General features: G+C 71.5%; 24 protein-coding genes. 8 read left to right on the top strand and 16 right to left on the bottom strand.

Annotated features, from left to right (window positions below; genetic code table 11):
• Window positions 1-54: 54 nt before the first annotated feature.
• Window positions 55-1,446, bottom strand: a complete 1,392-nt coding sequence (locus OCS65_RS12775) for a glycine--tRNA ligase (protein ID WP_006943913.1) — start codon at window positions 1,444-1,446, stop codon at window positions 55-57.
• A 168-nt stretch (window positions 1,447-1,614) separates the two neighbouring features.
• On the opposite strand from OCS65_RS12775, the gene OCS65_RS12770 reads away from it, so the two are divergent.
• Both OCS65_RS12770 and OCS65_RS12765 read left to right on the top strand, forming a co-directional pair.
• Complete coding sequence (locus OCS65_RS12770) at window positions 1,615-2,001, top strand: ArsR/SmtB family transcription factor (protein ID WP_050035399.1); 387 nt, start codon at window positions 1,615-1,617, stop codon at window positions 1,999-2,001.
• A gap of 8 nt (window positions 2,002-2,009) precedes the next feature.
• The gene (locus OCS65_RS12765; protein ID WP_006943911.1) at window positions 2,010-2,438 is read left to right on the top strand and encodes a Fur family transcriptional regulator; all 429 of its coding nucleotides are present in this window, start codon (window positions 2,010-2,012) and stop codon (window positions 2,436-2,438) included.
• A gap of 10 nt (window positions 2,439-2,448) precedes the next feature.
• On the opposite strand, the gene OCS65_RS12760 is transcribed toward OCS65_RS12765, so the two are convergent.
• The 4 genes from OCS65_RS12760 to recO are packed head-to-tail and all read right to left on the bottom strand — an operon-like array spanning window position 2,449 to window position 5,009.
• Window positions 2,449-2,964, bottom strand: a complete 516-nt coding sequence (locus OCS65_RS12760) for a T3SS (YopN, CesT) and YbjN peptide-binding chaperone 1 (protein ID WP_006943910.1) — start codon at window positions 2,962-2,964, stop codon at window positions 2,449-2,451.
• A complete protein-coding gene (locus tag OCS65_RS12755; RefSeq protein WP_050035401.1) occupies window positions 2,961-3,434 on the bottom strand; it encodes a hypothetical protein in 474 nt (157 codons plus the stop codon). Before OCS65_RS12755 ends, OCS65_RS12760 begins: the two co-directional genes overlap by 4 nt.
• Window positions 3,431-4,237 carry an isoprenyl transferase gene (locus OCS65_RS12750; RefSeq protein WP_263510285.1) on the bottom strand — a complete coding sequence of 269 codons (807 nt, stop codon included), beginning with the start codon at window positions 4,235-4,237 and terminating at the stop codon, window positions 3,431-3,433. Before OCS65_RS12750 ends, OCS65_RS12755 begins: the two co-directional genes overlap by 4 nt.
• Complete coding sequence (gene recO / locus OCS65_RS12745; protein ID WP_080688608.1) at window positions 4,194-5,009, bottom strand: DNA repair protein RecO; 816 nt, start codon at window positions 5,007-5,009, stop codon at window positions 4,194-4,196. The genes OCS65_RS12750 and recO overlap by 44 nt, the downstream gene beginning before the upstream one ends.
• A gap of 286 nt (window positions 5,010-5,295) precedes the next feature.
• On the opposite strand from recO, the gene OCS65_RS12740 reads away from it, so the two are divergent.
• Together OCS65_RS12740 and OCS65_RS12735 are read left to right on the top strand one after the other, a co-directional pair.
• Window positions 5,296-6,810 carry a transporter permease gene (locus tag OCS65_RS12740; protein WP_185712810.1) on the top strand — a complete coding sequence of 505 codons (1,515 nt, stop codon included), beginning with the start codon at window positions 5,296-5,298 and terminating at the stop codon, window positions 6,808-6,810.
• 65 nt (window positions 6,811-6,875) lie between these two features.
• Window positions 6,876-7,508, top strand: a complete 633-nt coding sequence (locus OCS65_RS12735) for a cysteine hydrolase family protein (protein ID WP_072635490.1) — start codon at window positions 6,876-6,878, stop codon at window positions 7,506-7,508.
• Between the two features lie 22 nt (window positions 7,509-7,530).
• Here the strand turns inward: OCS65_RS12735 and OCS65_RS12730 are convergent, their stop codons facing one another.
• Window positions 7,531-8,568 (bottom strand): alpha/beta fold hydrolase, encoded by a 1,038-nt coding sequence (locus tag OCS65_RS12730; RefSeq protein ID WP_029544333.1) that lies wholly within the window; start codon window positions 8,566-8,568, stop codon window positions 7,531-7,533.
• A 196-nt stretch (window positions 8,569-8,764) separates the two neighbouring features.
• On the opposite strand from OCS65_RS12730, the gene OCS65_RS12725 reads away from it, so the two are divergent.
• Window positions 8,765-10,183, top strand: coding sequence for an amidase (locus tag OCS65_RS12725; protein ID WP_029544335.1), 1,419 nt, complete (start codon window positions 8,765-8,767; stop codon window positions 10,181-10,183).
• A 5-nt stretch (window positions 10,184-10,188) separates the two neighbouring features.
• Window positions 10,189-10,755 carry a TetR/AcrR family transcriptional regulator gene (locus OCS65_RS12720; RefSeq protein WP_037201765.1) on the top strand — a complete coding sequence of 189 codons (567 nt, stop codon included), beginning with the start codon at window positions 10,189-10,191 and terminating at the stop codon, window positions 10,753-10,755.
• An 18-nt stretch (window positions 10,756-10,773) separates the two neighbouring features.
• Here the strand turns inward: OCS65_RS12720 and OCS65_RS12715 are convergent, their stop codons facing one another.
• From OCS65_RS12715 to OCS65_RS12690, 6 genes are all read right to left on the bottom strand, one after another.
• Complete coding sequence (locus tag OCS65_RS12715; RefSeq protein ID WP_139311030.1) at window positions 10,774-11,046, bottom strand: hypothetical protein; 273 nt, start codon at window positions 11,044-11,046, stop codon at window positions 10,774-10,776.
• 137 nt (window positions 11,047-11,183) lie between these two features.
• Window positions 11,184-12,101 carry a GTPase Era gene (gene era / locus OCS65_RS12710; protein ID WP_006943889.1) on the bottom strand — a complete coding sequence of 306 codons (918 nt, stop codon included), beginning with the start codon at window positions 12,099-12,101 and terminating at the stop codon, window positions 11,184-11,186.
• Between the two features lie 70 nt (window positions 12,102-12,171).
• Complete coding sequence (locus OCS65_RS12705) at window positions 12,172-13,482, bottom strand: hemolysin family protein (RefSeq protein WP_029544339.1); 1,311 nt, start codon at window positions 13,480-13,482, stop codon at window positions 12,172-12,174.
• Window positions 13,483-13,506: 24 nt separating this feature from the next.
• Window positions 13,507-14,049 carry an rRNA maturation RNase YbeY gene (gene ybeY, locus OCS65_RS12700; RefSeq protein ID WP_006943887.1) on the bottom strand — a complete coding sequence of 181 codons (543 nt, stop codon included), beginning with the start codon at window positions 14,047-14,049 and terminating at the stop codon, window positions 13,507-13,509.
• A 67-nt stretch (window positions 14,050-14,116) separates the two neighbouring features.
• Window positions 14,117-15,184, bottom strand: a complete 1,068-nt coding sequence (locus OCS65_RS12695; protein WP_263510281.1) for a PhoH family protein — start codon at window positions 15,182-15,184, stop codon at window positions 14,117-14,119.
• Between the two features lie 62 nt (window positions 15,185-15,246).
• Window positions 15,247-15,921 carry a TetR/AcrR family transcriptional regulator gene (locus tag OCS65_RS12690; protein WP_006943880.1) on the bottom strand — a complete coding sequence of 225 codons (675 nt, stop codon included), beginning with the start codon at window positions 15,919-15,921 and terminating at the stop codon, window positions 15,247-15,249.
• Window positions 15,922-16,048: 127 nt separating this feature from the next.
• Here OCS65_RS12690 and OCS65_RS12685 point away from each other — a divergent pair, with 127 nt between their 5' ends.
• Window positions 16,049-17,623, top strand: coding sequence for an MFS transporter (locus OCS65_RS12685; RefSeq protein WP_006943873.1), 1,575 nt, complete (start codon window positions 16,049-16,051; stop codon window positions 17,621-17,623).
• A 4-nt stretch (window positions 17,624-17,627) separates the two neighbouring features.
• Here OCS65_RS12685 and OCS65_RS12680 read toward each other — a convergent pair whose 3' ends face one another.
• Window positions 17,628-18,419: an alpha/beta hydrolase family protein gene (locus OCS65_RS12680; protein ID WP_029544344.1), complete on the bottom strand. Its 792-nt coding sequence runs from the start codon at window positions 18,417-18,419 to the stop codon at window positions 17,628-17,630.
• Window positions 18,420-18,476: 57 nt separating this feature from the next.
• Here OCS65_RS12680 and OCS65_RS12675 point away from each other — a divergent pair, with 57 nt between their 5' ends.
• Window positions 18,477-18,659 carry a hypothetical protein gene (locus OCS65_RS12675; RefSeq protein WP_185712812.1) on the top strand — a complete coding sequence of 61 codons (183 nt, stop codon included), beginning with the start codon at window positions 18,477-18,479 and terminating at the stop codon, window positions 18,657-18,659.
• A gap of 79 nt (window positions 18,660-18,738) precedes the next feature.
• Here OCS65_RS12675 and OCS65_RS12670 read toward each other — a convergent pair whose 3' ends face one another.
• The 3 genes from OCS65_RS12670 to hrcA all read right to left on the bottom strand — a co-directional run bounded on the left by OCS65_RS12670 (window position 18,739) and on the right by hrcA (window position 21,774).
• Window positions 18,739-19,500 (bottom strand): 16S rRNA (uracil(1498)-N(3))-methyltransferase, encoded by a 762-nt coding sequence (locus OCS65_RS12670; RefSeq protein ID WP_029544348.1) that lies wholly within the window; start codon window positions 19,498-19,500, stop codon window positions 18,739-18,741.
• Window positions 19,501-19,510: 10 nt separating this feature from the next.
• A complete protein-coding gene (dnaJ, locus tag OCS65_RS12665) occupies window positions 19,511-20,659 on the bottom strand; it encodes a molecular chaperone DnaJ (protein ID WP_006933832.1) in 1,149 nt (382 codons plus the stop codon).
• 71 nt (window positions 20,660-20,730) lie between these two features.
• Window positions 20,731-21,774 (bottom strand): heat-inducible transcriptional repressor HrcA, encoded by a 1,044-nt coding sequence (gene hrcA, locus OCS65_RS12660; RefSeq protein ID WP_050035407.1) that lies wholly within the window; start codon window positions 21,772-21,774, stop codon window positions 20,731-20,733.
• Window positions 21,775-21,813 lie beyond the last annotated feature (39 nt).

Genomic DNA, 21,813 nt, shown 5'->3' with positions numbered 1-21,813 from the left:
GCGTGAGAGGGCCGGTCGCGCGAGGCGGCCGACCCTCTCACGGAGGCTCTGTGGTCAGGCGCCGATCAGCCGCTGGGCGAGGTAGCCCTCGACCTGGTCGAGGCCGACGCGCTCCTGCGCCATGGTGTCGCGCTCGCGGACGGTGACGGCCTGGTCCTCGAGGGTGTCGAAGTCGACCGTGATGCAGAACGGGGTACCGATCTCGTCCTGGCGACGGTAGCGGCGGCCGATGGCGCCGGCGTCGTCGAACTCGATGTTCCAGTGCTGGCGCAGCTGCGCGGCGAGGTCCTTCGCCTTGGGGCTCAGGTCCGCGTTGCGCGAGAGCGGCAGCACCGCCGCCTTGACCGGGGCGAGCCGGCGGTCGAGGCGCAGCACGGTGCGCTTGTCGACACCACCCTTGGCGTTGGGCGCCTCGTCCTCGCTGTAGGCGTCGACGAGGAACGCCATGAGCGACCGCGTCAGGCCCGCTGCCGGCTCGATGACGTACGGGGTGTACCGCTCGTTGGTGGTCTGGTCGAAGAAGCTCAGGTCGGCGCCCGAGTGCTGCGCGTGCGTCGACAGGTCGAAGTCGGTGCGGTTGGCGACACCCTCGAGCTCACCCCACTCGCTGCCCTGGAAGTGGAAGCGGTACTCGATGTCGACGGTGCGCTTCGAGTAGTGCGACAGCTTGTCCTGCGGGTGCTCGTACAGGCGCAGGTTGTCCTTGTTGATGCCGAGCCCGGTGTACCAGTCCATCCGGTAGTCGATCCAGTACTGGTGCCACTGCTCGTCCTCGCCCGGCTTGACGAAGAACTCCATCTCCATCTGCTCGAACTCGCGGGTCCGGAAGATGAAGTTGCCCGGGGTGATCTCGTTGCGGAAGCTCTTGCCGATCTGGCCGATTCCGAACGGCGGCTTCTTGCGCGACGTGGTGAGCACGTTCGCGAAGTTCACGAAGATGCCCTGTGCGGTCTCGGGGCGCAGGTAGTGCAGCCCCTCCTCGCTCTCGATCGGGCCGAGGTAGGTCTTGAGCATCATGTTGAAGTCACGGGGCTCGGTCCACTGGCCCTTGGTGCCGCAGTCCGGGCAGGAGATCTCCGACATGGGAACCGAGTCGGGATCGTCGAGCTTGTTCTTCTCGGCGTACGCCTCCTGCAGGTGATCCTGGCGGTGGCGCTTGTGACAGCTCAGGCACTCGACGAGCGGATCGTTGAACACCCCGACGTGGCCCGACGCCACCCACACCTGACGCGGCAGGATGACCGACGAGTCCAGACCGACGACGTCCTCGCGGCTGGTGACCATGTTGCGCCACCACTGCTTCTTGATGTTCTCCTTGAGCTCCACGCCGAGCGGCCCGTAGTCCCAGGCCGACCTCGTACCGCCGTAGATCTCACCGCAGGGGTAGACCAGACCCCGGCGCTTGGCCAGGTTGGCGACGGTATCGATCTTGGATTTCGGTGCCACTCGGATTCACTCCATCTTCGATGCGGGGTTTCGCAGCGTGCGTCGACCCGTAAGCCTATCGCTCCGCTCGGGGCGGTCGAACTGCACGCCGGTTGACATGCACATTCATGCATATCAAAATGGAATCGGTTTGCAATAACGCGGCCGCCAGTCCACGAAGGAGATCCGTTGAGCGTTGCCGACACCGGCCCCGGCGGCGACGCCGCGGCCCCGGACCGTCCGCACGACGACTGCCGCCCGGGATCGGCGACGCCGTCCCCCGTACCCGCCCCGTCGCGGGAAACCCTCGCCGCCGCCGGCGAGCTCCTGCGCGCGCTGGCCGCACCGGTGCGCATCGCCATCGTGCTGCAACTGCGCGAATCCGAACGCTGTGTACACGAACTGGTCGGCGCGCTCGGCGTCACCCAGCCGCTGATCAGCCAGCACCTGCGCATCCTCAAGGCCGCGGGCGTGGTCCGCGGCGAACGCGCCGGCCGCGAGGTGCTCTACCGTCTGGTCGACGACCATCTCGCCCACATCGTCGTCGACGCCGTCGCCCACGTCGAGGAAGGTTGACCGTAGTCGTGTCGCCCGCCCACAAACCCGTAGTCGGAGTCCGCTCCACCAAGCAGCGCAGCGCCATCTCCGCGCTGCTCGACGAGATCGAGGAGTTCCGCTCCGCCCAGGACCTGCACGACGAACTGCGCAAGCGCGGCGAAGGCATCGGCCTGACCACCGTCTACCGCACGCTGCAGTCCCTCGCCGAAGCCGGCACCGTCGACGTGCTGCGCACCGACAGCGGCGAGTCCGTCTACCGGCGCTGCTCGTCCGGTCACCACCACCACCTCGTGTGCCGGGCGTGCGGTTACACGGTGGAGGTGGACGGGCCGGCGGTCGAGCGCTGGTCGCACGAGGTGGCCGAGGACAACGGTTTCGTCGACGTGAGCCACACCGTCGAGATCTTCGGCACCTGCCGCGACTGCGCGGACGCCGCGCCGGCGACGTCGCGCTGACCGACGACGGTCAGCGGCACCCGCAGCCGTCGCAGCCGCACCCGCCCAGCAGGTCGACCACCTCGCCGGCAGTCTCGTCGCCCGGCTCGTCGAACACGCACGCCCGGCCGCCGAGCCGCGCCGCCAGTTCGGGCACATGCGGCACCAGCGCCGCGACCACCGCGACCGCGCGCGCCAGGTGCACCGGCACCAGCGGGCGCGCCGGGACGCGCTGCACCGCCGTCACCCGGTCCTGGTGCAACTCGAGCCGCGCGTCCGGCCATTGCGCCTGCAGGTCGACGAGGACCTCGGCCGCGCGGGTACGACCGGCGATCCGCTCCACCAGGTACGTCGTCAGCTCCACCACCCCGGCCCGCGAATCGACGACGGCGTAGGTGAGCACATCGTCGACCCAGATCGGCACGTCGCCGTCCGTGTCGGGTTCGATCTCCTCGGCAAGGACCGCCGAGAAGACACGCAGCACGGCCGCACGCAGCGCGTCGTCGTTCCCGGTGGCGATCGGGGAGTCCCAGTCGAGTTCGCTCACTCGGATCCGCCCGTGCCCGTGACGGCCGAGCGCGCGTCGCCGGCGCCGCCGAGCACGAGCAGCAGCATCGTGGTCAGGGGCGAGTCCCGAAGGCCGGTGGCGGGGAAGGAGTACCGCAGCACCACGTCCGCCTCGGCGTCCCGCTCGACGAGGTGTATCGACCCGAACTGCAGCGCGTCGGCCGCCCCGGCGACCCGCGTGCGCAACGCGTCGTCGAGCGGCAGGTCCCACGCGAGGACGCCGGTCAGCGACACCACGTCGAGACCCTCGGTGAGGGTCACCACCCGCACGGCGCACGGCACGCCCGCATAGTCGAATCCCAGCGCATCGTCGCCGTTCGTCCTGGGCTCGTGCATGGCGACGAACTCCGCCAGCGCGGCCGCGACCCGGTCGCGCAGGCCGAGGCCGCTCGGGTCCACCCCGCCGGGGGCCGGCCTCCGCTCCTCCGGTCCCGTTCCGGCGCCCGTCACTTCACGCCCCCGAAGCGGCGGTCGCGCGAGGCGTACTCCACGCAGGCGGCCCACAGGTCCCGACGGTCGAAGTCGGGAAACATCTTGTCCTGGAACACCATCTCGGCGTAGGCCGACTGCCAGAGCAGGAAGTTCGAGGTGCGTTGTTCCCCGGACGGCCGCAGGAACAGGTCCACGTCCGGCATGTCGGGCTCGTCGAGGTACCGCGCAACCGTGGCCTCGGTGACGCGTTCCGGGTCGAGCTCACCCGTGGCCACGCGACGCGCGATCTCCCTTGCGGCATCGGCGATCTCGGCGCGACCTCCGTAGTTCACGCACATGGTGAGGGTCATCACGTCGTTGTCGCGGGTCAGTTCCTCGGCGATCTCGAGTTCCTTGATGACGCTGCGCCACAGCTTCGGCCGGCGTCCGGCCCAGCGCACGCGTACCCCCATCTCGTGCATCTCGTCGCGGCGGCGGCGGATCACGTCCCGGTTGAAGGCCATGAGAAAGCGCACCTCGTCCGGGCTGCGCTTCCAGTTCTCGGTGGAGAACGCGTACGCCGAGAGCCACTTGACGCCCATCTCGATGCACCCGCACACGGTGTCCATCAGCACCGCCTCGCCGCGTTCGTGGCCGGCGGTGCGAGGCAGACCGCGTTCCTGGGCCCAGCGGCCGTTGCCGTCCATGACCAGGGCGACGTGCCGCGGGATCAGTTCGGGCTGCAGACCCGGCGGGCGGGCGCCGGACGGGTGCGGGTCGGGTGGCCGGATCTCGCGGTCACGCGATGCTTGCGGGGTGCGGCGTCGAATCACGCTCCCCATCCTGCCCGACCGTCTCCCCGCCCACAGCCACCGCATGGGGACGGCCGCGTTCGATCAGCGGCAGGGTCCGCAACTGCCGCTCCAGATGCCACTGCAGGTGGGCGGCGATCAGGCCGCTGGCCTGCCCGCGGGTCGCCTCGGACACCGTGTCGGTGCCCTGCCAGCGACCGTGGAAGAGCGCGTCCATCAGATCCAGCACACCCGCGCCGGGGGTCGCGGCGCCCGGCGGCCGGCACCGCACGCATACCGCTCCCCCGGCCGCGACGTGGAACGCGCGATGCGGGCCGGGCTCGTCGCAGCGAGCGCAGCGGCTGATCGCCGGCGCCCAGCCGGCGTAGGCCATGGCCCGCAGCAGGTAGGCGTCGAGGATCAGTTCCGGCGGCCGGACCTGGTCGGACAGGGCACGGAGCGCACCGACGGTGAGGCGGTGCAGCTGCGGGGCGGGGGCGCGCTCCTCACCGGCGAGCCGTTCGGCGGTCTCGAGCACGGCGCACGCGGTGGTGTAGCGGCCGTAGTCGTCGACGAGGTCGGCGCCGAACGCATCGACGGTCTGGACCTGGGTGATGATGTCGAGGCTGCGGCCCGGATGCAACTGCACGTCGATGTGCGCGAACGGCTCGAGCCGCGCCCCGAACTTCGAGCGGGTGCGCCGCACCCCTTTCGCGACGGCCCGCACGAGGCCGTGGCGACGGGTGAGCAGCGTGACGATGCGGTCGGCCTCGCCCAGCTTGTGCTGGCGCAGCACCACCGCGTGATCCCGGTACAACCTCACCCTGCGAGTCTGTCACGCCGGGCCGACACCGAGGCGGCGGCGCGGATTTTTCGCGTTGTTCACAGGCCCGGCCGACCCGAAACGCGGTCGTCACCCTCCCTGCAACCTGCACAGCAGAACCCCCTGCGGTTCGGTCATTTTCGCCCTTGCCGAACCGGGCCGGACCCAGCACCATCGGACGACATCCGGTGCGGCGACGCCCGTAGCGCGGGGCCCAGGCGGGCCTGCACCCCGCGGCGGCGCCGATCCCCCGGCCCGATGCCTCAGCCCGCTGGAGGAGCCACCCGTGACCACCGCCCATATCGTCTTCCTGCTCGGCCTCGTGTCCCTCCTCGTGGCCATGGCCCTGCGCAAGAACGTGATGATCCCGGCAGTGGTGGCGACGTTTGCCACCGCCCTCGCCTACGACGGCAACGTCGCGAACGCCGTGATGGCGGTGTTCCGGGCGACGCTCACCTCGGGCTCGGCGCTGTTCGAGATCTTCGTCGTCATCGCGGCGGTCACCTCGATGCTGGCCGCGATGCGGAGCATCGGCGCCGACGAGATGATGGTGCGGCCGATGAGCCGGTGGATGATCAACGGCCGCGTCGCCTACGTGGTGCTGTTCGTGTTCACCTATCTCCTGTCGCTGTTCTTCTGGCCGACGCCCGCCCTCGCGTTGATCGGGGCCGTGCTGCTGCCCGCCGCGATCAAGGCCGGGCTGCCACCCCTGGGTGCGGCGCTCGCCCTGGCGATCTCGGGTCAGGGGATGTCCATTGCCTCGGACTACGTGATCGGGCTGGCCCCGTCGATCTCCGCGAGCGGCGCCGGGGTGCCCGCCGACGACATCGCCGGTCGCGCGCTGGTGATCTCGCTGATCGTCGGCGTCGTCGCCGCGGCGCTGGCCTGGTTCCTCACCGTGCGCCGCCGGATGACGGGCGGCGCCGGCACGCCGGGGACGGGCGGCGGGGGCGGGCACCCCGGATCCGCGGCCGGCGGCGGCGCACGCAACCCCGTGCCGGCGAGCGCCGCGCCAGCGGAGCCCACGCCCGAGCGTGCGGTCGACGTTCTCGAGGACGAACTTCCCGGATACGACGAGGGCACCCGCATCACCGGCCGCCCGCGCCTGGCCCGCCGGTGGGCAGTCGGTGTACCGGCCGCGTTCGCCGCGGTGCTCGTCTACATGCTGCTCGGCCGGTTCACCGACCTCGTGCCGTGGTCGGACGGCGCCGGCGCGTCCCTGGTGGGCGGGACGGCGATGATCCTGATGGCACTGGTGACGGTCACCGCCCGCAGGCAGGAGGCGCTCGAGTTCTGCGCGACGCACTTCGTCGACGGCCTGTCCTACGCCTTCAAGGCGATGGGCATCATCCTTCCCGTCGCGGGATTCGTGTACATGGGCATCCCCGACTACTCCGGTGCGATCCTGGGTCTCGAGGACGGTACCGGCCCGGCCTTCCTGTTCGACGCCGTCGAGGGCGTGCAGGGCTTCATCCCGGACAACGGACTCTTCGTCGCCCTGAGCATGCTCGTGATCGGAATGGCGATGGGCCTGGACGGGTCCGGCTGGGCGGGCCTGCCGCTCACCGGCGGCCTGGCCGCCGCCCTCGCCCCGCAGTCGGGCATCGACACCGCGACGCTCGCCGCCATCGCCCAGAACGGCGCCACCTGGACCGGCGGGGGCACCCTGGTCATCTGGTCGTCCCTCGTCGTGGTGGCCGGCTTCTGCAAGGTCTCCGTCACCGACATGGTCCGCCACCTCGCCGTTCCCGTCGTGACCGGCCTCGTCGTCGCGACCCTGGCCGCCGTGGTCATCTGGTGACCTCGGCCGACGTGAGCACACCCGTCCCCGACTTTCCTTCTATTCCCTACCCCGAGGACCCGACGATGGATTCGATTCCCTTCCGTTACGACCCACAGCGCTGCGCGCTTGTCGTGATCGACATGCAGAACGACTTCTGCTCCCCGGACGGCGCCTTGGCGCGCTGCGGTTTCGACGTGACGGCCGCGGTCGCCATGGCACCGCGCCTCGCCGGCCTCATCGCATCGGCGCGGGCCGCCGGCGTGCAGATCGTGTTCGTCCGCACCCTTCACGACGAGACCACGGACACGCCACAGTGGCTCGGACGGGTCGGCGACGGACCCGACGCGGCCCGCACCGGGCTCACCTGCCGGCCGGACACCGCGGGCGCCGAATTCTACGGCGTCGCACCGCAAGACGCGGATGCGGTGGTCGTCAAGCACCGGTTCAGCGCGTTCGTCGGCACCGACCTCGACGACGTCCTGCGCTCACGGAACATCGAATCGCTGCTGTTCACCGGGGTGGCCACCGAGGTGTGCGTCGAGTCGAGCCTGCGCAGCGCCCTGTTCCACGAGTACTGGGTGTCCCTGGTGGAGGACTGCGCCGCGACCTACAGCCCGGCCGCTCACGATGCGTCGGTGGCCGTAGTGGCCCAGAACTTCGGCACCGTGGTGACCGCCGAGAAACTCCGGGCACTGTGGAGCGCGGCCCCCGTCTAGCGGCGGCGGGCGCCGGGATCGCTCAGGTGGCGCTGCGCTCGTCGGCGCCCATCGCGCCGAGCACGGCCCGGCGGGTGGCCGGACCGCCGGTGATCCGGCTCTCGCTCACGCCGTTGATCAGCAGCCGGCCCCAGCGCTGCTCGTCGAACTCGGCGGGCGCGGTCGAGTCGAGGAACTCCTCGACCACCCGCACGAACCGGATGGGATCGTCCCGGAACGGGAAATGGCCGGCGCCGCGGAAGACGTCGAGCCGGGAATGGGGCATCGCCGAATGCGCCAGGTGCGCGTGATCCACCGGGATCACGCTGTCGTGCTCACCCCAGATCAGCTGCACGGGCAGGTCCTCGGTCAGGTAGCAGCGGTCGAGCATCGTCACCACCTGACCACGCCAGTCCACGACGGCCCGCAGCGTGCGCAGGAACGCCTCGCACGCGGTGGGATCGGGCAATCCGCTCAGGACCCGGATCAGATCCGAGGTGTCGTGCAGCAGGACCCCGGGACGCAAGGGGGTGTCGTGCCACCGGCCCAGCAGGCCACCGGCAATGCGCATCGCGGGCATGGCGCCCGGTAGGCGCAGCAGCTTGAGCGCCTCGCTCAGCCCCGGCAGGGACAGCAGGCGCAACGCCGGGTGAACGTCCTTGGTGACGCCACCCGCGGCCACCAGGACGAGCCGGTCGACCATCTGCGGGAACTGGTACGCGAACTGCATCGCGACGCCGCCGCCGAGGGAGTGCCCGACCACGGTGACGCGCTCGATGCCCAGGACCGACAGCAGGTCACGCACACCGTTGGCGTACCCGGCGACCGAGTAGTCGCTGCGGGGCTTGTCGGAGCGGCCGTGGCCGAGCAGGTCCGGTGCGATGACCGTGTACCTGCGGGCCAGGTGCGGGATGACCTCCCGCCAGGTCGAGGAGTTGTCGCCGATCCCGTGGATCAGCAGCAGCGCAGGCCCCTCGCCGGCAATCCGGAACGCGCGACGGTACCCGTGGATGGTGCGGAAGACCATCCGCGTCTCCGTGTCCGGTACGCGCCGGAGGTTGCGTGTGCGCGATGAACCCATGTGTATCTCCTGACAGCCGGTCCCTACGACACCCCGGGGAGGCTCCCGCGATATCCCCGGGGGCATACCCAACCGCTCGTCGCGCCCCCCGCCAATGTGACGAGCGCCACATTTCTGCGCATCCCGCCCTCGACGAGACGAACTGGAACGCGTTATTGTTCGTTCGAACGAACACCACGAAGGGGGACGCAGCCGTATGACCGCACCACGGGCAGACACCCGAGCGCCCGGCCTCGCCGCCGAGGCCGCCGCCCTCGCCGCCGGCGCCACCACGTCCGTCGCCGCGACGCGCGCGGCCCTGGAACGCATCGAGGCCGGCAATCGCGCACTCAATGCCTTCCGTGGCGTCCGCCGGGAGCAGGCGCTCGCCGAGGCCGAGGAGGCCGACCGGCGTCTCGCCGCCGGCGTCCGTCTCCCCCTGCTCGGTGTGCCGGTCGCGGTGAAGGACGACACCGACATCGCGCACGAGATCACCGCGTTCGGATGCGCCGGCGAGTTCGCCGTCCGCGAGGAGGACGCGGAGGTGGTGCGGCGGCTGCGGGCCGCCGGCGCCGTGATCGTCGGCAAGACGAACACCCCCGAACTGGGGCAGTGGCCGTTCACCGGCGGCAGCGCCTTCGGCCACACCCGCAACCCCTGGCACCGGGACCACACCCCCGGCGGTTCGTCGGGGGGCAGCGCCGCCGCGGTCTCGGCGGGCCTGGTGTCCGCGGCGCTCGGCTCCGACGGCGCCGGATCGGTCCGCATCCCGGCCGCCTGGACCAACCTCGTGGGAATCAAGCCGCAACGCGGCCGCATCTCGATGTGGCCCGACCCCGAGGCCTTCCACGGCCTCACCACCCACGGCACCCTGGCACGCACGGTCGCCGACGCCGCACTGCTGCTCGACGCCGTCGCGGGCAACCACGTCGGCGACCTGCACGAAGCCGAAGCCGTCACGGTGTCCGACGCCGTGGGTCGCGATCCGGGCCGGCTGCGGATCGCGCTCTCGCTCGCGCGCCCCTACACCGCCACCCGCACCCGACTGCACGCCGAGATCCGCGCGCGCGTCGAAGCCCTCGCCGGCACGCTGCGTGCCCTCGGCCACGACGTGACCGTCGCCGACCCGGCCTACGGAAAGCTGCTGGGCCTGAACTTCCTGCCCCGGTCGATGGCCGGCATCGACGACTGGGTGCGGCGGCTGCCCGACCCGGCCCTCGCCGACCCGCGCACCCGCGCGAACGCCCGCACCGGCCGGCTGCTGCGCGGCCGTCCGCTGCGCGCCGCTCGCGCCGCCGAACCACGCATCCGCCGGCGCATCGGCACGATCTTCGACCGCTTCGACGTCATCCTCGCCCCCACCACCGCCACCCCACCCCCGGTGGTGGAGGCGATGGACGGCCTCGGGGGCTGGGCCACCGACAAGGTGATCACGGCCGCCTGCCCCTACACCTGGCCGTGGAACGTCCTGGGCTGGCCGAGCGTGAACATCCCGGCGGGCTTCACCGGATCGGGCCTGCCGGTCGGCGCCCAGCTCATGGGACACGAGAACGCGGAGCCCCTGCTGATCTCCCTCGCCGCCCAGCTCGAGTCGGAACTGCGCTGGGATCGTCACACGCCGCAGCGGTGGTGGTGACCTCGATGGGCACGGACGTCCGCGGCGCGATCGTGGCCGCGACCCTGCATCTGATCGGCACGGACGGCATCGCCGCGATCACCAACCGCCGCATCGCCGCCCGGGCGGGAGTCTCCCTCGGCTCGATCACCTACCACTTCCCCACCCAGTCCGACCTGCTGCGGTCGGCGCTGACGACGTTCGTCGCAGACGAGACCACGCGGTTGCGGGATCTGGCGGAGGACTACCGTGGTCGCGGACTGAGCCTGGCCGACGCCGCGGCACTCACCGGACAGGTCGCCGAGGACCTGTCGTTCTCGGCGGAGCGGATCGCGCCGTTCGAGCTCTACGTCCAGGCCGGCCGGGATCCGCAGTTGCGGGAGGCGGCGGCCCGATGCTGGGCCGCCTACGACGCGCTGACCGTGACCATCCTCACCGAACTCGGTGTCCCCCGACCGGAGTCGGTCGCCCCGACCCTGGTCGCGACCATCACCGGACTCCAGCTGCGCCGCCTGGCCACCGGCGCCGCGCCCGACCTCTCGGCGGCGGTGCTGCAGCTGGTGCGCAGCACGGTGCCCGCCGCGGCGGACTGACCGCGGGCCGCACACGGGTCAGGCCAGGGTCGCCACCACGAAGACCGCATACGCGACGAGCGCACTCCACGCGACGGCGTCGACGGCCCGGCGCGGGGCGCGCGTCGCGAACAGGGCCGACGCCGCGGCCAGCAGCATCCAGCACGCCGGATGGGCGTAGCGGATCGCGGCCGACTGCACGCCGGTCGTCTCGTCGGCTCGCGCGGGCACGACGAAGAGCCACAGCACGGCGAACGCCGACGAGGCGAGCGCAAGGAGGAGACCGAACGCGACGCGGTGACGCACGATCATGCCTCGCAGACCGCCTCCGGGGTCACCGGCCACGACCACCTCCCGGGCGGACCCGACCGGTCGGCGCGAGCGATGCGGGAGAGGGCACTGCGCATCCCTTCCTGTCGGGGCCCCTCCGACGACACCGCACGCGACGGTCAGAAGCCGAGGCGGCCGAGTTGCTTCGGATCGCGCTGCCAGTCCTTGGCGACCTTCACGTGCAGATCGAGGTAGATCTTCACCCCGAGCAGCTTCTCGATCTGGGAGCGGGCAGCGGTGCCCACCTCACGCAGGCGGGCGCCGCCCTTGCCGATCACGATGCCCTTCTGGCTCGGCCGCTCCACGTACAGCAGCGCATGCACGTCGAGCAGCTCGCCCTGCTTCTCGGTGCGACCCTCCCGCTCGGTGATCTCCTCGATCACCACCGCGAGCGAGTGGGGCAGCTCGTCGCCGAGTCCCTCGAGTGCGGCCTCCCGGATCAGCTCGGCCATGAGCGTCTCCTCGGGCTCGTCGGTCAGTTCGCCGTCGGGGTAGAACGCCGGCCCGGGTTCCATGTGCGAGGCGAGGACGTCGATGAGGACCTCGAGCTGCTCGCCCGAGGTGGCGGACACGGGCACGACGTCCACGTCCGGTCCGAGCAGCTCGGAGACGGCGAGCAGCTGCGGCGCGATCCGCTCCTTGCTCACCTTGTCGATCTTCGTGACGATGCCGATCAGCTTCGTGCGCGGGGCGACCTGCCGCACCTGTTCGACGATCCAGCGGTCGCCGGGGCCGATCTTCTCGTCGGCCGGGATGCACACGCAGACCGCGTCGACCTCCGAATAGGTGTCGCGCACCAAGTCGTTGAGCCGCTGCCCGAGCAGCGTCCGCGGCCGATGCAGGCCGGGGGTGTCCACGAGGATGATCTGTGCGTGTTCACGGTGCACGATGCCCCGGATGGTGTGCCGGGTGGTCTGCGGACGCGACGAGGTGATCGCAATCTTGCTGCCCACGAGCGCATTCGTCAGCGTCGACTTCCCGGTGTTGGGCCGTCCGACGAAACACACGAAGCCGGAACGGAAGTCGGGGTCGGTCATACGAGCTCCTCGTCTGCGGTGCCGGCGGTGCGGATCGGCACGGTGGGTGTCGTGGCGTCGACGGCCGCGGTCACCCGTCGACCGATTCCTCGGCGGCGGTCTCGGCCGTCTCCGTCGCGGGGACCCGTTGCACGTACACGGTGTTGATGCGGACCCGGCCCCGGGCGTCGCGGCCGCCCTCGCCGCGCAGCCGCAGACCGTGGGTCTCCACTTCGGAACCCGGCAACGGTACCCGGCCGAGCACGAACCCGAGCAAACCGCCGACTGTGTCGACCTCGATGTCGTCGAGCGCAACGTCGAACAGGTCACCGAGGTCCTCGACGGGCAACCGCGCGGAGACCCGGAAGGTGTCGTCGCCGAGATCCTCGACGGGCGCGATCTCTCCGGTGTCGTACTCGTCGGCGATCTCGCCGACGATCTCCTCGATGATGTCCTCGATGGTGACCAGCCCGGCGATGCCGCCGTACTCGTCGACGAGCAGCGCCATGTGGTTGCGGTCGCGCTGCATGTCGGCCAGCAGATCGTCGAGGCGCTTGGAATCCGGCACGAACACCGCCGGGCGCATCACCTCGGCGACGGTCACGCTCCGGCCGCCGTCGCGCGAATAGTAGGTCTGCTGCACCAGGTCCTTGAGATACACGACGCCGCGGATGTCGTCGACGTTCTCGCCGATCACCGGGATGCGGGAGTGCCCGCTGCGCACCGCGAGCGACGTCGCCTGGCCGGCGGTCTTGTCCACCTCGATCCACACCATCTCGGGGCGCGGCACCATCACCTCGCGTGCGGTGGTGTCACCGAAGTCGAACACCGACTGGATCATTCGCCGTTCCTCGGCGGCGACGACGCCGCGCTCCTGCGCCATGTCCACCAGCTCGCGCAGTTCGATCTCGTTGGCAAACGGCCCGTTCCGGAATCCCCGGCCGGGGGTGATCGCGTTGCCGATCAGGATCAGCAGCCGGCTCAGCGGGCCGAGCAGGACACCGATCACGCGCAACGGCACGGTCCCGGCCAGGGCGATGGGGTACGCGTGCTGGCGACCGAGGGTTCGGGGGCCCACGCCGATCACCATGTAGTCCACGAGCACCATGATCACGGCGCTGGCGACCAGCGCCCCGGTGTGGCCCATCCAGTCGAGCAGCGCCGCCACCAGCACCACCGTCGCGGTGATCTCGCACAGGATGCGCAGCAGCACCATGAGATTGACGTACCGCGGCCGGTCCTCGAGGATCACCAGCAGCTTCTGCGCGCTGGGCCGCTCGCCCTTGGCGAGTTCCTCCACGCGGGCCGGGGAGACGGTGTTCAGCGCCGAGTCGACCGCCGCGAACAGCCCGCCGAGCGCCACCAGCACGACGGCGACGACGACGAGCGCGGGGGCGCTCACGCCAGTGCTCCGATCACGAGGCCGCTACCGCTCGGTCGGGTCGAAGAAGCCGGCCTTGCCGAGGAGCTGCTGATCGCGGGCCGCGAGCCTGGCCTCGTGCTCGGCGCGCCGCAGTTCCTCGTACCACTCCTCGAGGAGCTGGTTCTGCAGACCGAACATCTCCTTCTCCTCGTCGGGCTCGGCGTGGTCGTACCCGAGCAGGTGCAGCATCCCGTGGACCGTGAGCACGGCGAGTTCGTGCGCGAGCGAATGGCCGGCCTTCTCGGCCTGTTCCGCGGCGAAGGACGGGCACAGCACGATGTCGCCGAGCATCGAGGGGCCGGGCTCGGGGGCGTCGGGGCGGCCGCCGGGCTCTAGTTCGTCCATGGGGAAGGACATCACGTCGGTGGGGCCGGGCAGGTCCATCCAGCGCATGTGCAGATCGGCCATGGTGTCGGAGTCGACGAGCACCATCGACAGTTCCGCGGCCGGATGCACGTCCATCCGGGCGATGACGAACCGCGCGATGTCGATCAGGTCCTCCTCGGCGACGTCCATCCCCGATTCGTTCGAGATCTCGATGCTCATCTGTGGCATTCCTTCTGGGCAAATGCGGACACGGCGGGTACGAGACGGGCGGGGCCCTCGGTCACGGTCACCGGCGCGGCACCCGGCTCTGGGCTGCTGCCCGCCGCTGGGCCCGGTTGCCCATGGCGACGCCGGCCGGCCGATCGGCCTCGAAACGCTCGTAGGCGTCGACGATGTCGGAGACGAGCCGGTGCCGCACCACGTCGCTGCTGTCGAGGACGGCGAAATGGATGCCGTCGATGCCCTCGAGGATCTCGGCGGCGGCCGCCAGGCCGGAGCGGGCACCGCCGGGCAGGTCCACCTGCGTGGTGTCGCCGGTGACGACGATCTTGGAACCGAAGCCGAGACGCGTCAGGAACATCTTCATCTGCTCGGCGGTGGTGTTCTGCGCCTCGTCGAGGATGATGAACGCGTCGTTGAGGGTGCGTCCGCGCATGTACGCCAGCGGCGCGACCTCGATGACCCCGGCCTGCATCAGCTTCGGGATGGCTTCCGGGTCCATCATGTCGTGCAGCGCGTCGTGCAGCGGGCGCAGGTACGGGTCGATCTTCTCGTGCAGCGTGCCCGGCAGGAAGCCGAGCCGCTCCCCGGCCTCGACGGCGGGCCGGGTGAGGATGATGCGGGTGACCTGCTTCGACTGCAGCGCCTGCACGGCCTTGGCCATGGCGAGGTACGTCTTGCCGGTGCCCGCGGGCCCGATGCCGAACACGATCGTGTTGGTGTCGATGGCGTCGACGTAGCGCTTCTGGTTGAGGGTCTTGGGCCGGATGGTCTTGCCGCGCCGGGACAGGATGTCGAGGCTGAGGACGTCGGCCGGCGAGTCGGACAGACCCTGCGTGAGCATGCCCACGGTGCGGCGCACCGCGTCCGGGGTCACCGCCTGCCCGCGTCCGACGAGGGTGACGAGCTGCCCGAGCACCCGTTCCGCGAGCGCGACGTCCGCCGGCGCGCCGGTGAGGGTGACGGAGTTGCCGCGTACGTGGATGTCCGCACCGAGGGCCCGTTCGAGGGCGATGAGATTCTCGTCGGCCGAGCCGAGCAGCGCCGCCGCAGCTTCGGGCGGCAGGTCCAGGTGGGAACGGACGGTGGTCCGTTCGGCGTTCCCGGTGTCTCGGGTGTCGTCTGGTTCACTCACGTGGACGGTACGGCCTGCTTTCGGTTCGTCTCGCGCACGACGGGCGTCGTGACGATGCCAGTCTAGCGCCGGGCGTCCCCGCGCCCCACCGCATTGCCGCCCGGGCCGTGCGCCGCGCGCCGATCCCGCTGCGCTCGCTGGGCCCGCTGGACGACGTCGACGGCCCGCTCCGGCGGGACCCCCATGAGGACGAGGGCGGCCAGGGCGACGGTCTCCCCCGCGTCGTGCACCACCCCGAGATTGGCCTGCTCGAGGGTCGCCATGGTGAGCCCCTCGAGCATCCCGACGAGGACGACGGCCGGAAGGTAGGCGGAGAACACCCCCGACCGGCAGCCCCGCTCCACGATCGCGAGGGTGCGGGCGCGCAGCGGGGCGATGAGTTCGCCGATGCGCTCGTCGCCGACCTCCTTGCGCGCGAAGGACAGCAGCACGCGGAAGCGGTCACCGACGGGCCAGGTCATCAGGGCCGCGGCGGCGAGCGCCAGGTCGGGCTCCTCGGGGTCCGGCCGGTCGACCGCGGCGGCGAGCGCGGCAGCCGCCTCCTCGGCGATGCCGTCGACGAGCGCCTCGCGGTTCGGGAAGTGGGCATAGACGGTGCGGCGCACCACGCCGGCGGCCTGCGCGACGTCGTCCATGCTGGCGTCCGGGTCGGCGGCGAAACACCCCATCGCCGCCTCGAGGATCCGGGCTCGGTTCCCGCTCGTCCGCCGCCGCGGCCCCCGGACCGGTTCCGCCACGCTGACACCTTCTTCCGCCGCCGGGTGTGACGTCCGTCAACTCTACTTGCACACGAGTGTGCAAATTTCTAACTTGCACAGTGTTGTGCAAATTGCTGCCGATGCCCGCATCCCGTGAGGAGCGCCGATGACCTCGATCCTGACCCGCTCGACCGCAGATCCCACCCGCCCGTATCCGCGACGGTGGGCCGGCCTCGCCGTGCTCTGCCTGAGCCTGCTGATCGTCGTGATGGCGAACACCGCGCTGATCGTCGCGGCGCCGAGCATGCTGCGCGAACTGCGGCTCACCAGCACCGACATGCAGTGGGTGATCGACGGCTACACCGTCCCCTACGCCGCGCTGATGCTGCTCGCCGGCGTCCTCGGCGACCGCTACGGCCGGCGGCGCGCCCTCCTCGCCGGCCTGGCCGTCTTCGCCGCGGGGGCCGTGTTCGGCAGCCTCGCCGGCACCGCGACCGAGGTGATCGTCGCCCGCATCACCATGGGGGTCGGCGCCGCGGTGATCATGCCCGCGACCCTGTCCCTGCTCGTCGCCATGTTCCCGGCCTCGGAACGGCCCCGCGCCATCGCCGCCTGGGCCGCGACCTCCGGACTGGCGATCGCGCTCGGCCCGTTGCTCGCGGGCTGGCTGCTCGAACAGCACGCGTGGGGTTCGACCTTCCTCATCAACGTGCCGATCGCGGCGTTCGCCGCGGTCGCGGCGCTCGCGCTGGTGCCGCCGTCCCGGGCCGAGCACCTCACCCGCATCGACTGGGCCGGCGGCGCCCTGTCCGTGGCGGCCGTCGGCGCCCTGGTCTTCGGCATCATCGAGGGCTTCCACTTCGGTTGGAACGCAACGTCGCTCGGATCCCTGGCGGTCGCGGCCCTCGCCGGTGCCGCGTTCGTCGCCTGGGAACTGCGCCACCCGCAGCCGCTGCTGGACCTCGGGCGGGTCACCGACCGTTCCGTCGGCGGCGCGTGCCTGTCCGTGCTGCTGCTCTTCCTCGCGTCGTTCGGGGCGATCTACTTCGTGGCGCAGCACTTCCAGTTCGTGTTCGGCTACAGCCCCCTCGACACCGGTCTGCGCCTGCTCCCCCTGGCCGGGGCCGTGTCGATCGGATCGGCCGTGAGCGGGCGGCTGGCCCCACGCCTCGGTGCCCGCGTCGCGATCGGTGCCGGAACGGCCGTCGCCGCGGCCGGCGTCCTCGCTCTCGCCCTCGTCGACGACGGTTCCGGATACGGGCTGTTCCTCGTCTCGCTCGTGCTCCTCGGCCTCGGCATCGGGCTGGCCGCACCCCCGGCCACGGACCTCGTGATGAGCGGATTCCCCGAGTCCGACCTCGGCGCCGCAGGGGGCCTGAACGACACCGCGGTCGAGCTCGGCGGATCCCTCGGCATCGCCGTGCTGGGCTCGGTGCTGGCCACCACCTACCAGCGCGAGATCTCCGGATTCCTCACGGGACTGCCGCTCGCGACTCTCGACGGGCCGATGGCCGCCCAGGCCGACGCGGCCGTCGCTGCGGCGGGCGATTCGGTCGGCGGTGCGGCGATCGTCGCCGAGGAGCTGGCGAAGAACCCGTTCGTCTCCTCCTACGCCCAGCCGCTTCTCGACGCATCGGCCTCCGCCTTCTCGCAGGCGATCACGTCGGCGAGTCTCGTCGGCGGCCTTGCCCTGGCCGTCGGCGCCGTCGTCGTCGTCGCGGTCCTGCCCCGCCGCGGCTGAGCGCTCAGCCCGCCGAGCGCGCCCCCGAGCCCAGCGGTTCGGGGGCGAGCAGCAGGTCGCGCGACAGCGCCCAGCTGCGGGTCCGCTTGTCGAGGAACGCGAAGTGGTCCTCCCCGTCGACGACGTGCAGTTCCACCGGATCGCCCGCGGCGACCGCCGCCGCGGCATAGCGCTCGGCGACCTTCACCGGCACCTGGGCGTCCTCGGTGCCGTGCACGAGAGCGACCGGCACACCGATCGGCACCCGGTGCCGGGGCGACGCCGACCGGTACAACTCCGGATCCGCGTCGTAGGGCTGACCGAACAGGTCCTCGATGTACCCGATCCGCCGGCCGCGTTCACCCGCGGACGCGAGGTCGAGCGCACCCGCCTGGGAGACGACGAGTTCGGGGCGCACCTGCGTGCGCTGGCCCGCGAGCCACACGGCGAGCTGACCGCCGGCCGAGTGCCCGACGACCCGCACCCGGGCCGGATCGAGTTCGACACCCGCGGCCAGGGCCCGCTCGGCCACCGCGGTGGCGACGGCGTCGAGGGCCGCGACGACGTCGGCGGACATCTCCGGCCACCGCCCGCCCGCGCCGAGCCGCCGGTACTCGACGTTCCACGCCGCCACACCGTGCGCGGCGAGTTCGAGCGACAGCGGCGTGCCGAGGTTGAGGTGGTACTTCCCGCTCCAGAAGCCGCCGTGGACCACCATCACGACGGGCACGGGCCCGGCCGGATCCGCGGCGTCCGGCAGGTACAGGTGGCCGAACTGCTGCGGCTGCGGACCGTAGGCGATACGGGTTCGGGACATGCGTGACACGCTAGTGCAGCGGCAGCCGCGCACCGTGCGGGAGCCGCAGGGGCTCATGTGGACGACCAACTTCCCGCGCTGGAGGCGATCGTCGGCTCCGGCAGCTACCCGACGTTCGCCCGGACACTCGTCGCACTCTCCGCGGAGGGCTACGACTTCGACCTCGACCACCTGTTCGAGCTAGGCCTGGGTGCGCCGCTCGACGGCCTGGCCGTACGGCTCGACCGCCGGGCCCCGTGAAGCGCGGTCCGCGCGGCGAGATCCCCAGGAAAACCCGGAACCGGAAGCCTCCGAACGCGTTCCGGAGCCGGTTCCCGGGTCATTCGACGGGCCGGGCACTCCACCGTGCGGTGAGCACTCCCACCGCTCCGAGCGCGACGGCCGCGGCGGTGGACGTTCGCAGCACCGTCGGCCCGAGCAGCACCGGCCGGGCCCCCGCGGCCGTCAGCGCCGCGATCTCGGCGTCGTCGACGCCGCCCTCCGGCCCGACCACGAGCATCAGCTCGGGGACGTCGGCCAGCGGCAGCGCGGCGAACGGTTCGGTTGCCGACTCGTGCAGGACCGCCGCGACACCCCCGCGGGCGACGGTCGCGCGCACGGCCTCGGCGACGCCCGCGGTCCGCTGGACCGGCGCCACCTCGGGAACGTGGGCGCGCCGGGACTGTTTCGCGGCCGCCACCGCGACGGCCTGCCATCGCGCGACGCCCTTGGCCGCCTTCGGCCCGTCCCAGCGGGCGACGCACCGCGCGGCCTGCCACGGCACGAACGCGTCGGCACCCGCCTCCGTCGCCAGCTCCACGGCCAGTTCGGAACGATCGGACTTCGGCAACGCCTGCACCACGGTGACCCACGGGCGCGGTGCGGGGACCTCGCGCCGAGCCAGAACGCGGGCCTCGAGCCGGTCCTTCGCGGTGGCCGTCACCTCCACGTCGGCGACGTGGCCGCGGCCGTCCGACAGGACGAGGCGCTCACCCACCGCGATGCGCCGCACCGTCGCCGCATGGCGGCCCTCCTTGCCGTCGAGGACCGCGACAGCCCCGGCCTCGGGCAGCGGATCGAGATAGAACAGGGTTGCGGCCACCGCCCGGGCCTCAGCGCGCGCTGAACGCGTCGCGCAGCCGGGAGAAGAAGCCCCCGGCGTGCTGCGAGCCGGTGGTGACGACCTCGGGCACCTCGTGCTCGCGCTTGCGACGGAACTCCTCGAGGAGCTTGGACTGCTTGCCGTCGAGCTTCGACGGGACCACCACCTCGAGGTGGGCGTGCACATCCCCGCGCACCCCGGAGCGCAGTTTGGGCATGCCGTGGCCCCGCAGCACCGCCACCGACCCGGGCTGCGTGCCGGGTTCGACGGTGATCTCGGCGGGTCCGTCGATGAGGGTGTCGAGCACGACGGTGGTGCCCAGCGCCGCGTCGACCATCGGGATCCGGATCGTGCAGTGCAGGTCGTCGCCGTCGCGCACGAACACGTCGTGCGCCTGCTCGATGATCTCGACGTACAGGTCGCCGGCGGGGCCGCCGCCGGGGCCGACCTCGCCCTGCGCGGCCAGCCGGATGCGCATGCCGTTGCTGACACCGGCCGGCACCTTGACCGTGATCTCGCGGCGGGCCCGCACCCGGCCGTCGCCGCCGCACTTGCGGCACGGGTCCGGGATCGTCTCGCCGGCGCCGCGACAGGTCGGGCACGGCCGCGAGGTCATCACCTGGCCGAGGAACGAGCGCTGCACCGACTGCACCTCACCGGCGCCGCCGCACGTCTCGCAGCGCACGGGCTTGGAGTCGCCGTTGGTACCGGACCCGGCGCAGCCGTCGCACAGGATCGCGGTCTCCACGGCGATCTGCTTGCTGACACCGGTGGCGCACTCCTCGAGCGTCAGCCGGGTGCGCAGCAGCGAGTCCGCGCCGGGCTGAACGCGGCCCCTGGGCCCGCGGGACGTGGTGGCCCCGCCACCGAAGAACGCCTCGAACACGTCGCCGAGGCCGCCGAAGCCGGCACCGGAGAAGCCACCGCCCGCCCCCGGCCCGGACCCGAGCGGATCCCCGCCGAGGTCGACGATGCGCCGCTTCTCCGGGTCGGAGAGCACCTCGTACGCTGTGGAGATCTCCTGGAACCTCTTCTGCGCCGCCTCGTCCGGGTTCACATCCGGGTGGTGCTCGCGCGCGAGCTTGCGATACGCCCGCTTGATCTCCTGATCGGTCGCGTTCTTCGACACGCCGAGCGTCCCGTAGTAGTCCCGTGCCACGTGAGTTCTTCGTCCTTCTCTATTCGCACAGATGTTGTGTCGTCGGATGGTCCGTCCGCGCCGCCCGGCGCTCAGCGTTCGCCGAGTACCTCACCGATATAGCGGGCGACCGCAGCCACCGACGCAATGGTCCCCGGGTAGTCCATCCGGGTGGGGCCGAGCACACCGAGGCCGCCGAAGACGGTGCCCGCGGCACCGTACCCGGTGGACACCACGGACGTGCCGCGCATCTGCTCGACCTGGGTTTCCTCGCCGATCCGCACCGTCACGCGACCGGCGTCCTGCGTCGCCGCCAGCAGCTTGAGGACCACCACCTGCTCCTCGAGCGCCTCGAGCACGGTACGCAGCGAGCCGGGGAAGCCGGCGTGCGGGTCGAAGTCGGCGGCGTTACGCGTCAGGTTCGCTGTGCCGCCGAGCACGAGCCGCTCCTCGGGATGCTCGACCAGGGTTTCCACCAGCACGGTGGCGCAGCGGATGACCGCATCGCGCAGCTCGTCGGGCGCGTCCTCGGCCAGCTCGCTCACCGCGATCGACGCCGCGGCGAGCCGCTTACCGGTCAGCGCGGCACCGAGCAGGTCCCGCAGCCGCGACAGGTCCTCCTCGCCGAGGACGTCACCGAGCTCGACGATGCGCTGGTCCACCCGGCCGGAGTCGGTGATGAGCACCAGCAGCAACCGGGCGGGGGTCAACGCGACCACCTCGAGGTGGCGGACCGACGAAGCCGACAGCGTGGGGTACTGCACCACCGCCACCTGCCGGGTCAGCTGCGCCAGCAGCCGGACGCCGCGCCGCAGCACGTCGTCGAGGTCCACACCCGACTCGAGGAACTGCAGGATCGCCCGGCGCTCGGCCCCCGAGAGGGGCTTGACGTCGGCGATCCGGTCGACGAACTGGCGGTAGCCCTTGTCCGTGGGAACCCGGCCGGAGCTGGTGTGCGGCTGGGTGATGTACCCCTCGGCCTCGAGCACGGCCATGTCGTTGCGGACCGTCGCGCTGGATACGCCCAGGTTGTGGCGCTCGACGAGCGTCTTCGAACCGATGGGTTCCTTGGTGGACACGTAATCGGCCACGATCGCTCGCAACACCTGGAAGCGCCGTTCCTCGGTGCTCGACATCCCGCCCACCTCCGTCTCTGCTGTCGCACCCGGAACGGC

It is taken from the genome of Rhodococcus aetherivorans (assembly GCF_025722975.1).
Taxonomy (GTDB): Bacteria; Actinomycetota; Actinomycetes; order Mycobacteriales; family Mycobacteriaceae; genus Rhodococcus; species Rhodococcus aetherivorans.
This window is presented reverse-complemented; position numbering and strand designations above follow the sequence as displayed.